This window comes from Rhodoblastus sp. (genome assembly GCF_041915505.1).
Taxonomy (GTDB): Bacteria; Pseudomonadota; Alphaproteobacteria; order Rhizobiales; family Beijerinckiaceae; genus Rhodoblastus.
In genome coordinates, this window is sequence record NZ_JAYSBG010000083.1 from 1 (window position 1) to 11,685 (window position 11,685).

Sequence of the window (11,685 nt, forward strand, 5' to 3'; positions counted from 1 at the left end):
GACGCGCGCCTTCAGTCGAAGAAGGCCAGGGTGCGGAATTCGATGCTTTGCCGTGGCGGCGTTCCCGGCGGCGTGGTCGGGTCGGCGAAGCCGGTATGCGGCGCGAAACGGGTGACGGTTTCGTCCGAATCCCAGCATTTGATCAGGAGGCATTCCTCCACACCCAGATCGGGAATATAGGACCAGCGCTGCCCCGGATTATAGGCGAGGCTATAGGTCTCGCCGCGCCGATGCGGGAAGATCAGGTCGGTCGGCAGCAGATCGGCGGGGTCGACGCTGCGGCCGTCGCCGAGCGCCAGTGGCCAGTCGCGCGCCACATGGGCCACCGGCCGCCAGAGATTGATGATTGCGGCGCGGCGCGACAGCAACCCCTCCGCCTGGTCGCCCATGACGTCGCGCACCCTTTGCGGCCCGGATTTCACCGTCTGGTCGACATGGGCGCGGCCGACCGGCTGGCGGCTTTTGGCAGAGGCGAGATCGGATTCGCCGCTCCGGCGCCGCAAGGTGTGGTCGAACACCACGACGCGGCTTGCGCCTGTCGCCGCCTTGACGATTTCGGCCGTCTCGGGATGGCCGAGCGCGAGCGTCTGCGCCTCGTCCCAGAAATCGCGGACAGCGCTGCGCTGGCGGACCAAAGCGTAGCCTTCCCGGTCAAGCGAATAGCCGTCGGCGACCGGCCTCGCGTTGGTCAGAATCGTCTCGTGCGTTTCGATCGCCACATTGGATTCGGCAACGCCGTCAGGCGGCGGATAGCGATAGAAATAGAGCTTTTCGGCGCGCCGCGTCGTATAGGGCAAGCCAGCCGTGATGGATTCGAGGTATTCGGGCGCCGGCCGCAAGGTCATGACTGGGATCTCCTTCGGGGCGCCGATGGCGCGGCCGATCAAAAATTTTCCACCCAGGGACGAAGCTCGACTTCCCAGCTCCAGGCGCTACGCGGCTGGCGCAACACGCTCAGATAGGTCTGGGCGATGGCATCGGGATCGAGCGTGCTGTCGGGGCGATCCGCGGGATCGGGACGCGCCGCGCTGCGAATGCCGCCGTCGATGACGAAATGCGCCACATGAATCCCCTGCGGCGCCAGCTCGCGCGTCGCGCTCTGCGCCAGGCCGCGCAAGGCGAATTTGCCCATCGCGAAAGCCGACGACAGCGCGAAGCCTTTCACGCTCGCGGTGGCGCCGGTCAGCAGAATGGCGCCATGCCGCTTGGGAATCATGCGCCGCGCCGCCTCTTGAACCACGACGAAGGCGCCGAGGGCGGAGATTTCCATCGCTTGACGGACCTGGTCGGGATTGAGATCGACCAGCGGCCCGCGCAGCCGGCCGCTGGCATTATAGAGAACAAGGTCCGGCGCCCCGGCGCTTGATTCCACCTGTTGGAACAGGCGGGCCAGACTGTCGGGCGAGGCGGCGTCCGCCTCGAAAACCTTGGCGCCGATTTCGCCGGCCAGCCCTTCCAGCTTGGCGACATTGCGCGCCGCGAGAGCGACCGCGACGCCCTCGCGCGCTAGCGCCCGCGCCACGGAAGCGCTGATTCCGGCGCCGGCGCCGACGATCAGCGCCGTCTTGTAAGCGAAATCCTTATTCCCGCTCTCTTCGGCCATGACGCCCTCTTTGCGGCGTGTGACGTCCGCACGACTGAAACATTGTCCCTTCGATAGCGGAATTTCCATAAGGCGCGGGGAAATCGGGCCATTGCGAATTCGCAAATCTTCGGCGACGCGGCGGCTCCGAACCTCGCCGTGCAACTTGCCTTCGATCCGCGTCGCGATTAGCGTCCCGCGCAAATTCGAGGGCGTCATGGTTGGAGCTGGCACGGATCGGACGAAGCCTTTGTTCGAGGGCGGTCCGGCGATCATTCTGGTGCGGCCGCAGCTTGCGGTGAATATCGGCATGTGCGCGCGAGCCATGGCCAATTTCGGCCTGTCGGACCTGCGGCTGGTGAGCCCGCGCGAGGGCTGGCCGCGCACCGGCGCGCGGCGCAAGGGCGCCTATGCGGCGGCGGCCGGCGCTGTCCATCTGCTGGAACGGGCGAAGGTTTACGACAGCGTCGCGGAGGCCGTGGCGGATCTCAATTTCGTCTGGGCGACCACCGCGCGCGAGCGCGGTCAGATGAAGCGCGTCGAGGTCCCGGCCATCGCCATGGGTGAAACCGCCGCCGCCGTGCAGGCCGGCGAGAAACATGGAATCCTGTTCGGCCCGGAGCGCACCGGGCTCGACAATGACGATATTGCGCTCGCCAGCGCCGTCCTGACCTTTCCGGTCAATCCGGCCTATGGCTCGCTCAATCTCGCCCAGGCCGTGCTGTTGTGCGGCTATGAATATTTCAAAGGGCGGCAGGGCGGGGCGATTCCCTTCGACACCAGCGAGCGCTCGCCGCCGGCCCAGCGCGAAATGACCTTGTCCTTTTTCGAATTTCTCGAAGGCAAGCTGGAGGACGCCGGCTTTTTCCGCCCAGTGTCGAAACGGCCGGTGATGCAGCGCAATCTGCGCAACATGTTCCACCGCATGAACCTGACCCAGCAGGACGTGCGCACCTTGTGGGGCGCGATCGTGCGGCTGGTGGAAGGCCCGCGCGAGAAGCCGCAGACGCGCAAGAGGATCAAGCAGCGGAAGCCGGCCAAGGCGGCCGAAGGCGGCGCGACCGAGGCTTAAAGCCGTTCAGTGAAACCGGCCGCCCGGCGGCCCGCCAGGTCCGCCGAAGCCGCCAGGTCCGCCGAAGCCGCCCGCAGGTCCGCCCAAGCCGCCGGCAGGTCCGCCCAAGCCGCCGGCAGGTCCGCCCAAGCCGCCGCCGGGGCCACCAAAGCCACCGGGCGCCAAGGGCGGATTGCCGCCGCTGAACGACGGCAGGCTACCGTTTGCAGGGAAACCTCCGCTCGGGGGGCCGCCAAGCCAGCTCGGAACCGCGCCGCCGCCGGGGCCGAGGCCGGCGCCGCCCGGGTTCAGGAAGCCGCCCTGTCCCGGCGCGCGGCCATGCGGTCCGGCGCCCGGAGGCGATCCGAATCCGCCCGAAGGGCTTGGGCCGCCGCCGCCCAACCCGCCTCCGCCGCCAAATCCGCCTCCGCCGCCACGGCGGCCTCCGGGTCCGCCGGAGGGATCGAATCCGCCGCCCGGATTGGAAAATTCCATTTTGCGCGCGATCAGGCGGTCGCCGTTGAGTTCTCCGTCTATGACCACAAGACGGCCGCCGGTTCCGAAGCCGTCGGCTTGGCTCTCGATCCGAAGCCCGCCCGGCGTCTCCAGCCCTCCGTCGCGGCGACTCACCCATGTTTCGATCGAAACCTTCCGGACGCCGGCAATGGCGATATCCGCGTCCCGCCGCGTTTCGCGGGCGACGAAGACGCCGCTTTCCAGCCCGCCGCGCAAGACGACGCGCTGGCCGGCCGGGAAATCGCCGACGCCCGAAACCGCCTGCGCGCCGATCCGCGTCGCACCGTCTGCCTGCCGCGAAAGCACGCCCACGATCTGGTCCTGCCCGCCTTCGCGGCGCTCGACCGCCGAGGCGACGATGGTCTGGTCCGGCCGGCGCAGGCCGCTGATGGCGACGCGATCCCCGACCTTGAGCGCGCGCGCGATCCTCTTGCTCGGCAATTGCACGCTCTGGCCGAGGATATCGGCCTGCCGGCCGGCGATTCGCTCAACGGGGCCGACGACTTCACTGACGATGACGATGCGTCTGGTCGACCAGGTTTGGTCGCGCTGCTCGGCGACGAGGCGCGCGACCTGGCCGATCCGCATGTCGCCGGCCTCGACGCGCGAGCCGTCAATCTCGATGGCCGCGTCGTCCGGATAAACGATGCGCTGGCCATTGACGTAGACGCTGCCGAATTTGCGTATGATTCCGATGAAGCCGGTGCCGCCGATGCCATTGTCGCCGGGCCGGTAGCCCGTGCCGCCAATGCCATTGTCGCCGCCCGGCTTGCCGGTTTCGCCGGCAAAAGCCGGCGCGCCGCCGAACAAGGCGGACAGCAGCAGGAAGCGCCGGCGGCTGAGGAGAGGCCCGGCGCTCAAGGGCTCGCTCCGCTTTCTGGTTCACTTGCCGGTTCACTTGCCGGTTCGTTCGGCGCTTCGCGCCGCAGCGACTCGTCCTCGCCGTAGAGATAGACGCCGAAATTCCAGCGCCAGCTTCCGCCGGGATCCTTGGCGAATTCGCCCTGCGCCTCGCGATTGACCTTCTGCAACGCCTCGAAGGCGATCTCGCGCGATAGGGCCAGCATTTTCGTCGCCATTTCCGGCGACACATTCTCGTAATGGACCGCACGCTCGAAAAAGGGCGGCCTGGCGGCGAGCACGTTCTCCACCGCCGCCGCCACATGGTCGTGCAGGTTGCGGCCGAAATAATACAGCTGGCGGTCGTCGCCCGAACGCGGCGCGAAGGCCGCTTCTTCCAGCCGGATGCAGCCGTTTTCGTCAATCGCGACGATGCCGCGGTCGAGCCATTCATCGAGAACGGCGCGCGGGCGCACGTCGCGGGTGACCGATTCCACCAGCTCTTCGTAAGTGGGGCCGTCGCCCGCATCGCCGGCGCGGCGCAGGGGCAGAGGCGCGCCCGCTTCATCGGTGAATTCCGGCGCGGCGATCCAGCGCGCGAGGATCATGCTCGAGCGCGAGACGCTGGCGGGGACGAGGCGAACCGGCGCGCCGGCGCCGCGCAGGCGGCGGACTTCCTTGCGGTGAATTCCCGTCAGCAGGCTGACGCGGCTGTCGGTCTGCTCCTTGCCCGCAAGCGCGAAATCATGTTCGGCGACATTGACGTAAAGCTCGCGCAGCAGATCGCACAGCGCGGGGAAGGTCATCCCGCACCGAATAAACAGGCGCACGAGCGGGCGCAATATACGCGCGACGGGCGTTTGCAGGCGTCCCGCATCCGGCGGGGCGGCGGTCTCGATCATGCGACGAGCATAAAGCATTTTTTTGAGTGGGATGAAATCCCACAATTCGATTGACGTGGGAATTATTCCCACGTATTGAATCGTCCGTTGTTCCTTTGGAGTTCATTTCATGGCCCTCATCTCGATACTGGCTTCGCCTCCATCGGTTTTCCCGGCCCGAACCAATGTGAAGGTTCTCAATCGTCTGGCTCAATGCGTCATTGTGGCCGGCGCGCTCATCGGCGGCGCGCGGCTGTCGGCAGCGCCTGAGACGGCGTTCGGATCGACGGCCCAACAGATGAACGATCAAGGCGCGCCGACGCAGGCCGAGGAGCCCCAGCCTTCGCGCGCCGCGCGTCCCGTCACGCGTATCGCCGCCGGTTCTTCCCCCGTTTCCTGGAGCGGCCAGTTATGACTAGATTGGTGGACCTTTGGCGGCGTCTCATCGCCAGTCGGACGATTTGCGTCCTGTTGCAGCTTGCTTTCCTGCTCGGCGCATGCGCGCTGGCGGAAGCGGGCAGGAGCGGTGGCCCAGCCGAAGCGGCCATGCTCGCGGGCTATGAGCAGATCCGCGTCTCTATCGACGGCCAGCCCGCTCTGCCAGCCCTGGAAGGACGGGGGGCCGAGGAAGGCGCGTTTGATACGGTCATGGCTTCAAGCTGCCGAGCGGGCGATGTCTTCGGTTGTGGCTTGTTCTTCACATGGCGGGCCCTGGTCGTCGTGTTCACCGTTTTCGAAAAGCTCGTGACTCTCGCGATGATCGGGCTGTTCCTCCCCTGGCTCCTGTGGGCCTGCTGGCGCGAAGCCATCGCGACCTGGAGAAACGCCACGAAAAAAAACGCCAGCCTCTCGGCGAAGGGACCGCGCTGGGTCGTGACCGGAAGCGCGACGCCGCGAGTCGCCGGGTGGACCGTCGCGCGCCCTGATCGCAACATTCAGCAACCGTGACCGATGGCTCGCGACTATGCGGTTTCCTTGAGATAAGCCAGCATGGTTTCGGCGCCGGAAACCTCCACCGGCACGCCGGATGGGTTGTCCCTGATATTCGCCTCGGCGAAGACTTTTCGGATCTCGCCGTCTTCCACCAGCATGGAATAGCGCCAGCTTCTCATGCCCATGCCCTGCTGGCCGCGATCGACCAGCATGCCCATCCGGCGGGTGAAATCGCCGTTGCCGTCGGGCAGCATGAAGACCTTCGCTATCTGCTTGCTCTGGGCCCATTGGAACATGACGAAAGCGTCATTGACCGCGAGGCAGATCACCTCATCCACGCCGAGGCGTCTGAATTCGTCGTAATTCTTCTCGTAGCCGGGCAGATGGCTGTCCGAACAGGCCGGGGTGAAGGCTCCCGGCAAAGCGAACAGGACGACGCGCTTGCCGCCGAAAATCTCCGCGCTCGACACGTCCTTCCATTCGAACGGATTCGGCCCGCCTAGCGCGTCATTGCGGACGCGGGTTCGGAAAATGACGTCAGGAACATGGGTCGGCGTCATGGCGGCGGCTCCTGTCGGGACGAGCGGGATACGCTCGCGCGAAAGGCTCACCCCACCCGCATCCAGCCTTCGCGGCCGAGGCGTTCCTGCGGGAGATAGTGCGCCTTGTAATCCATCTTCTTCGAGCCCGCGACCCAATAGCCGAGATAGAGATGCGGCAGGCCGAGCGCGCGGGCGCGGGCGATATGCTCCAGGATCATATAGGCGCCGAGCGAACGCTGCGGCGCGTCGGGGGCGTAGAAGGAATAGACCATCGACAGGCCGTCATCGAGCACGTCGGTGAGGCAGCAGGCCAGCAGCCGGCCCGGCTTGCCCCCTTCGCGCAGCCGGTAGGTCGCGATGCGGCTGTCGACATGGCTGTCCTCGACCATCATCGCATAATCCAGCATGGCCATGTCGGCCATGCCGCCGTCGCTGTGGCGCGAATCCAGATAGGATCGGAACAAGGCGAACTGCTCGGCGTCGGCGCGCGAGGCGCCGACAGCGGCGATTATGTCGTCATTGCGGGCGATGACGCGCTTCTGCGTGCGGCCGGGCGCGAATTCGTCGCAGAGGATGCGCACCGAGACGCAGGCCTTGCAATTCTCGCAAGCCGGGCGATAGGCGATGGTCTGGGAACGGCGGAAGCCCGAATGGGTCAGGGCGTCGTTGAGATGGGACGCCCTGCGGCCGACAAGATGCGTGAAGACCTTGCGCTCCTCCTTGCCGGGCAGATAGGGGCAGGGCGCAGGCGACGTCAGGTAGAATTGGGGCGGATCGCGCGGCTCGCTGGTCAAACCCTTTCCCTCTCAGATCAGACTCGGCGCAATACGATCACTCCGGCGAGCACGTCGTGCAAGCATCTCTTGTCGCTCGCGAACAGGGAAAACAGAAAAATCGGCGCGAACAGATAGAGGCTCAGATAAAACAGCACGGCGTGGACCGAGGCGTGGATGAAGGGCGTGGGCGAACCGTCCACCAGCCGCATTTCGAGATCCATCGCCTTCATGCCCGGAGTCGCCCGGCGCCAGCCCGAAATCGTCAGGCCGTTGTAGAAAAAAGCGACGAGGGGGAACAGCGAGGGCAGGAACAGCCAGGCGATGCCGAGCGTCAGCACGCCCAGAACGATGAACAGGACCGCCGAAAGAATGGAGACCAGGATCAGGTCGAGCAGGACGGCGGCGATGCGCCGCCGCCGCACGCCGGCCAGCGCGCTCGCGGGCAGGGGCGCGAGAGGATAGACGGCGGGTCGCGGGGCGCCCCAGCTATTGGCGTTGCTCATGGTGTCGCGCTCCGGAACAGGCTGCGGCGAAACAGGTCGCGGCGCGAAAACGCCGCCGCATCATAATTTGGCGGCTGACCTCGCGCCGCGCAAGGGGAGGGCGCCGCCCGAAAGCGGGTCAATCCACCGGCGCGGGCGCCTCGAAGATCAGCAGTTGAGAGCGCTTGCTGGCGCCGCTTCCGCCGCTCGGACTGAAGCCGAGCCTTTGCAGCAGGCGCCAGGTGGCGCCGTTTTCCCGCGAGCATTCGGCGACAATGCGCCGGTCGGGAAAGGCGTCGCGCAGGAGACCAAGCATCGCCTCCGCCGCTTCGGCGCCATATCGCTTGCCGTGGTAGGGCGCGCCAACCCAGAAGCCCATCTCGATATCGGCGGCGCCCCGGACGACGGCGCCCACGCAGCCGACGAAGGGACCGTTCTCGCCGGCGTGAACCGAGGCGAAGCACCCCTTGCTTTGGTGCGGCAAGGCGATGAGGTCCTGTGCGTCGGCAAGCGTGAAGGGTTGGGGCAGTTTCGACTTCCCCGCCGCGACCAGCGGATCATTAGTCAGAACGACGAGCTGGAAGGCGTCCGCGGGCTGTAACGGCTGGATGAACAGCCGCTCCGTCAGGCAATGCCCCTGCGGGAACAGTTTTTCCCGAAAATTCTCGATTCTCGACGCGCCCATGCCAGCCACTCCCGGACATCCCCTCCACGGGGACGGAAATGTCTGGCGTGCGCTGGACGCCGCCGCCATCGCGTCGCGTCGTCCAGGTCACCTGGCTTATGCGCCTTTCTTCAGCATTTCCGCCACCCTGGGCGCGAAATAGGTGAGAATGCCCTTGGCTCCCGCTCTTTTGAAAGCGAGAAGGCTTTCCAGCATGGCCTTTTCACCGTCGAGCCACCCGTTCCGCGCCGCGGCCATGATCATCGCATATTCTCCGGAAACTTGGTAGGCGAAGGTGGGCGCCTCAAACCGATCCTTGACGCGGCGGATGATGTCCAGATAAGGCAAGCCCGGCTTTATCATGATCATGTCGGCGCCCTCGTCGAGATCGGCGGCGACCTCGCGCAAAGCCTCGTCGGAATTGGCCGGGTCCATCTGATAGGTGCGCTTGTCGCCGACCAGCACGGCATTGGTGCCGATGGCGTCGCGGAACGGGCCGTAGAAGGCCGAGGCGTATTTGGCCGCATAGGCCATGATCTGCACGTCAGTAAAGCCTTCGCTGTCGAGCGCGGCGCGGATCGCGCCGATGCGGCCGTCCATCATGTCGGAGGGGGCGATGACGTCGGCCCCGGCGCGGGCCTGGTTCAGCGCTTGTTCGACCAGAACGGCGACGGTCTCGTCGTTGAGGATGGTCTCGCCCTCCAGCAGGCCGTCATGGCCGTGGCTGGTATAGGGATCCAGCGCGACATCGGTGATGAGGCCGATTCCGGGGACGACCGCCTTGATCGCGCGGCAGGCGCGGCAGACCAGATTTTCGGGATTGAGCGCCTCGGAGCCATGGGCGTCGCGCAGTCCCGGATCGGTATAGGGAAACAGAGCGAGGGCCGGAATGCCGAGTTCGGCCGCGCGCTGGGCGGCTGCCACCGCCTGATCGACCGACAGGCGTTCGACATCCGGCATGGAGGCGACGGGGGTGCGCACATTCTCGCCCTCGACGACGAAGATCGGCCAGATCAGGTCATTGGCCGTCAGCACATTTTCGCGCACCAGACGGCGCGCCCAATCGGCCTTGCGGTTGCGGCGCGGCCGGTGGGTCAGGTTGAGGGTAAGGTCGAGCGGGGAGCGGGGAGCGTCGGTCATGGGGCTGTTCCAGATGTCGGGCTCCCCATAGCATAAGGACGCGTTCGCGCGTAAAATTTTGCGGCCGATGGTCAAATGCGGTATCGCGCTCGCTTTGCGGCGGCATTCAGGGAGCTTTGGACAGGGCGATGGATTACGGCAGGAGCGCGCGCAGGGAGCAGGGCCTCGAACCGTCCGGCGCCATTCGGGTCGGCGCGAAGACGGGACCGGAGGCGGACGAGGCGCGCTGGACGCTGGCGCTGACGGTCTTCCTGCGCGTGGTGTCGCTGCTGTGGATCGTCGAGGGGCTGGAGCAATGGCGGCGGATCATCGCGCCCGCGACCGGCTCCTTTCTCGACCTCTCGACCGCGGCGATGTTAGCGACCATCTTTTTCGCCGTGCTCAATCCGATCGCGGCGGTCGGCCTGTGGCTGGTCGCGCCCTGGGGCGGCGTGGTCTGGCTGCTGACCCTGTTCGCGCAGGTTTTCGTGATCGTCTCCAAGCCGTCCTTCTTCCTGTTCGGCGGCGCGCTGAAATGGGCCGACGGCGTGCTGCTGGCGCTTTATCTCTTTCTCTCGTGGCGCGCCAACGCCGCCTCCGAAGGGGCGGGAACGATCGATGGATGGCTCGCGCGACTGCGCGAACTGGCGCAACGGCCTCGTGCGCGGTCGTAAACAAGCGTCAACGTAAATACTTGTTTTAATTCACGCAAGATTCACTTCAATTGCCGCAAACCGCGGTAACCCGGGATTCAGCCTCTTATTTAAACCGGTTTTCATTCGCATTGTTTAGATTGCGATCCATCGAGGCCGCCGGAATAGTATCGGTGAGCGAAACAGATCGCAGGAAGACCACAATGTCCAAAGCCATCAAGATGGAAATCTCCGCGTCGAGGGCCGAGCGTTGCGCCGAGGTCCGTCCCGTTTACCTTGAGGCCCTCACCCTGGTCGAGCGTCTTCATCGCCGGCTGCTGGATGTGATCAAGGACGAATTCGACCGTCGCGGCCGTTCCGACATCAACGCTGTCCAGGCGCTCCTGCTCTACAACATCGGCGATTCCGAGCTGACCGCCGGCGAGCTGCGCACCCGCGGCTATTATCTCGGCTCGAACGTGTCCTATAACGTCAAGAAGCTGGTCGAGATGGAATATCTCCATCACGCCCGCTCCCGCGTCGACCGCCGCTCGGTGCGCATCAGCCTGACCGCCCAGGGCAAGGAAATCCGCGACATCGTCGCCACTCTCTACGAAAAGCATGTCCTCACCGTCGAGCAGATCGGCGGCGTCTCGGTGGACGAGTTCAAGGTGGTCAACAACGCCCTCAGCCGCCTGGAGCGCTTCTGGACGGACCAGATCAAATATCGCCTCTGAGCGCGCCCTCGCGCAGGCGCCCCCGCCGTCCTCGATCTTTGCATTTCCTTTACCTTGCCGGGCCGATGGGCCCGGCTTTTTGCTTTCCGGGCGGCGCCGCCTTAAAATCGCCGCGCTGTTCGCGCCTTGTTAACCCTCGTCATTGATTCTGCAGCGCGAATATCCTGCCAGCGCCGTTCACAGGGCGCCGCGCCGAGGTCCGCAAGAGTTTCCATTGGGAGTTTTGCCGTTGAACACCGCCGATTTGACGCGAACCCGTCTGTCGCCGTCGCGCCGGAAGGGCGTCGCGGCTTGTTTCGTTGTGGGCGCCGCTTTGCTCGGCGCCGGCCCCGCGCTCGCCGGGGATGGCTTTAGCCAGGCCGAATGGGCCCAGCGCTACGATTCGGACACCCGGTTGTCCGTCGCCCGCTCCAACACCCCGCTGCTGTCGCCGCGCACGCTCGCCGCGACCGAGCAGGCGATCGAGCAATACAAGACCATCGTCGCCAATGGCGGCTGGGGCAAGGTCCCGACCGGCGGCGCGCTCAAGCTCGGCTCGTCCGGCCCCGCCGTCCATGCCCTGCGCAAGCGCCTGACGGTCACCGGCGACCTCGACGCCAACGCCTCCGCCTCCGGCATTTACGATTCCTATGTCGAAGCCGGCGTGCGCCGCTTCCAGGCTCGTCACGGCCTGATCGAGACGGGCGTCGCCACGCCGCAGACCATCGACGCCATGAACGTGCCGGCCGATTACCGCCTGCGCCAGCTTGAAACCAATCTGGTCCGCCTGCGCTCGTTCTCGTCCAATCTCGGCGAGCGTTTCGTCGTCGCCAATATTCCGGGCGCCCTGGTCGAGACCGTCGAGAACGACAATGTCGCGACCCGCCATCTCGCCGGCGTCGGCAAGATCGACCGCCAGTCGCCGGTCATGCAGACCCGCGCCTTGGACAT

Annotated in this window: 15 protein-coding genes; 6 read left to right on the forward strand and 9 right to left on the reverse strand. The window is 65.9% G+C overall.

Going from position 1 to position 11,685, the window contains the following annotated elements; genetic code table 11:
- Positions 1-11 precede the first annotated feature (11 nt).
- Together ACE3S9_RS07460 and ACE3S9_RS07465 are read right to left on the reverse strand one after the other, a co-directional pair.
- Positions 12-845 (reverse strand): CmcJ/NvfI family oxidoreductase, encoded by an 834-nt coding sequence (locus ACE3S9_RS07460; protein WP_374545813.1) that lies wholly within the window; start codon positions 843-845, stop codon positions 12-14.
- Between the two features lie 38 nt (positions 846-883).
- A complete protein-coding gene (locus ACE3S9_RS07465) occupies positions 884-1,603 on the reverse strand; it encodes an SDR family NAD(P)-dependent oxidoreductase (RefSeq protein WP_374545814.1) in 720 nt (239 codons plus the stop codon).
- Between the two features lie 196 nt (positions 1,604-1,799).
- On the opposite strand from ACE3S9_RS07465, the gene ACE3S9_RS07470 reads away from it, so the two are divergent.
- A complete protein-coding gene (locus ACE3S9_RS07470; RefSeq protein ID WP_374545815.1) occupies positions 1,800-2,654 on the forward strand; it encodes an RNA methyltransferase in 855 nt (284 codons plus the stop codon).
- 6 nt (positions 2,655-2,660) lie between these two features.
- Here the strand turns inward: ACE3S9_RS07470 and ACE3S9_RS07475 are convergent, their stop codons facing one another.
- Together ACE3S9_RS07475 and ACE3S9_RS07480 are read right to left on the reverse strand one after the other, a co-directional pair.
- A complete protein-coding gene (locus tag ACE3S9_RS07475; protein ID WP_374545816.1) occupies positions 2,661-4,010 on the reverse strand; it encodes a DUF5666 domain-containing protein in 1,350 nt (449 codons plus the stop codon).
- Positions 4,007-4,891 carry a DUF6502 family protein gene (locus ACE3S9_RS07480; protein WP_374545817.1) on the reverse strand — a complete coding sequence of 295 codons (885 nt, stop codon included), beginning with the start codon at positions 4,889-4,891 and terminating at the stop codon, positions 4,007-4,009. The genes ACE3S9_RS07475 and ACE3S9_RS07480 overlap by 4 nt, the downstream gene beginning before the upstream one ends.
- A 109-nt stretch (positions 4,892-5,000) precedes the next feature.
- Between ACE3S9_RS07480 and ACE3S9_RS07485 the strand changes: the two genes are divergently transcribed.
- Positions 5,001-5,285, forward strand: coding sequence for a hypothetical protein (locus ACE3S9_RS07485; protein ID WP_374545818.1), 285 nt, complete (start codon positions 5,001-5,003; stop codon positions 5,283-5,285).
- A complete protein-coding gene (locus ACE3S9_RS07490) occupies positions 5,282-5,818 on the forward strand; it encodes a hypothetical protein (protein ID WP_374545819.1) in 537 nt (178 codons plus the stop codon). Before ACE3S9_RS07485 ends, ACE3S9_RS07490 begins: the two co-directional genes overlap by 4 nt.
- Positions 5,819-5,832: 14 nt before the next feature.
- On the opposite strand, the gene ACE3S9_RS07495 is transcribed toward ACE3S9_RS07490, so the two are convergent.
- The 5 genes from ACE3S9_RS07495 to hemB form a co-directional block, all read right to left on the reverse strand.
- Positions 5,833-6,363, reverse strand: coding sequence for a peroxiredoxin (locus tag ACE3S9_RS07495; protein ID WP_374545820.1), 531 nt, complete (start codon positions 6,361-6,363; stop codon positions 5,833-5,835).
- Between the two features lie 47 nt (positions 6,364-6,410).
- On the reverse strand, positions 6,411-7,139 hold the full coding sequence (locus tag ACE3S9_RS07500) for an arginyltransferase (RefSeq protein WP_374545821.1): 729 nt from the start codon (positions 7,137-7,139) through the stop codon (positions 6,411-6,413).
- Between the two features lie 17 nt (positions 7,140-7,156).
- Positions 7,157-7,624 (reverse strand): RDD family protein, encoded by a 468-nt coding sequence (locus ACE3S9_RS07505; protein ID WP_374545822.1) that lies wholly within the window; start codon positions 7,622-7,624, stop codon positions 7,157-7,159.
- Positions 7,625-7,742: 118 nt separating this feature from the next.
- Positions 7,743-8,288: a GNAT family N-acetyltransferase gene (locus ACE3S9_RS07510; protein WP_374545823.1), complete on the reverse strand. Its 546-nt coding sequence runs from the start codon at positions 8,286-8,288 to the stop codon at positions 7,743-7,745.
- Between the two features lie 96 nt (positions 8,289-8,384).
- Positions 8,385-9,407 carry a porphobilinogen synthase gene (gene hemB, locus ACE3S9_RS07515; RefSeq protein WP_374545824.1) on the reverse strand — a complete coding sequence of 341 codons (1,023 nt, stop codon included), beginning with the start codon at positions 9,405-9,407 and terminating at the stop codon, positions 8,385-8,387.
- A gap of 128 nt (positions 9,408-9,535) precedes the next feature.
- Between hemB and ACE3S9_RS07520 the strand changes: the two genes are divergently transcribed.
- The 3 genes from ACE3S9_RS07520 to ACE3S9_RS07530 form a co-directional block, all read left to right on the forward strand.
- Positions 9,536-10,060 carry a hypothetical protein gene (locus tag ACE3S9_RS07520; RefSeq protein ID WP_374545825.1) on the forward strand — a complete coding sequence of 175 codons (525 nt, stop codon included), beginning with the start codon at positions 9,536-9,538 and terminating at the stop codon, positions 10,058-10,060.
- Positions 10,061-10,242: 182 nt separating this feature from the next.
- Complete coding sequence (gene ldtR, locus ACE3S9_RS07525; RefSeq protein ID WP_374545826.1) at positions 10,243-10,755, forward strand: transcriptional regulator LdtR; 513 nt, start codon at positions 10,243-10,245, stop codon at positions 10,753-10,755.
- 301 nt (positions 10,756-11,056) lie between these two features.
- The coding region (locus tag ACE3S9_RS07530; protein ID WP_374545827.1) for a peptidoglycan-binding protein at positions 11,057-11,685 on the forward strand (629 nt) is incomplete at its 3' end.

Coding starts and splice junctions, on each gene's coding strand:
- ACE3S9_RS07460 (WP_374545813.1), bottom strand. CDS start 845: ATGACCTTGCGGCCGGCGCCCGAATACCTCGAATCCATCACGGCTGGC.
- ACE3S9_RS07465 (WP_374545814.1), bottom strand. CDS start 1,603: ATGGCCGAAGAGAGCGGGAATAAGGATTTCGCTTACAAGACGGCGCTG.
- ACE3S9_RS07470 (WP_374545815.1), top strand. CDS start 1,800: ATGGTTGGAGCTGGCACGGATCGGACGAAGCCTTTGTTCGAGGGCGGT.
- ACE3S9_RS07480 (WP_374545817.1), bottom strand. CDS start 4,891: ATGATCGAGACCGCCGCCCCGCCGGATGCGGGACGCCTGCAAACGCCC.
- ACE3S9_RS07485 (WP_374545818.1), top strand. CDS start 5,001: ATGGCCCTCATCTCGATACTGGCTTCGCCTCCATCGGTTTTCCCGGCC.
- ACE3S9_RS07490 (WP_374545819.1), top strand. CDS start 5,282: ATGACTAGATTGGTGGACCTTTGGCGGCGTCTCATCGCCAGTCGGACG.
- ACE3S9_RS07495 (WP_374545820.1), bottom strand. CDS start 6,363: ATGACGCCGACCCATGTTCCTGACGTCATTTTCCGAACCCGCGTCCGC.
- ACE3S9_RS07505 (WP_374545822.1), bottom strand. CDS start 7,624: ATGAGCAACGCCAATAGCTGGGGCGCCCCGCGACCCGCCGTCTATCCT.
- ACE3S9_RS07510 (WP_374545823.1), bottom strand. CDS start 8,288: ATGGGCGCGTCGAGAATCGAGAATTTTCGGGAAAAACTGTTCCCGCAG.
- hemB (WP_374545824.1), bottom strand. CDS start 9,407: ATGACCGACGCTCCCCGCTCCCCGCTCGACCTTACCCTCAACCTGACC.
- ACE3S9_RS07520 (WP_374545825.1), top strand. CDS start 9,536: ATGGATTACGGCAGGAGCGCGCGCAGGGAGCAGGGCCTCGAACCGTCC.
- ldtR (WP_374545826.1), top strand. CDS start 10,243: ATGTCCAAAGCCATCAAGATGGAAATCTCCGCGTCGAGGGCCGAGCGT.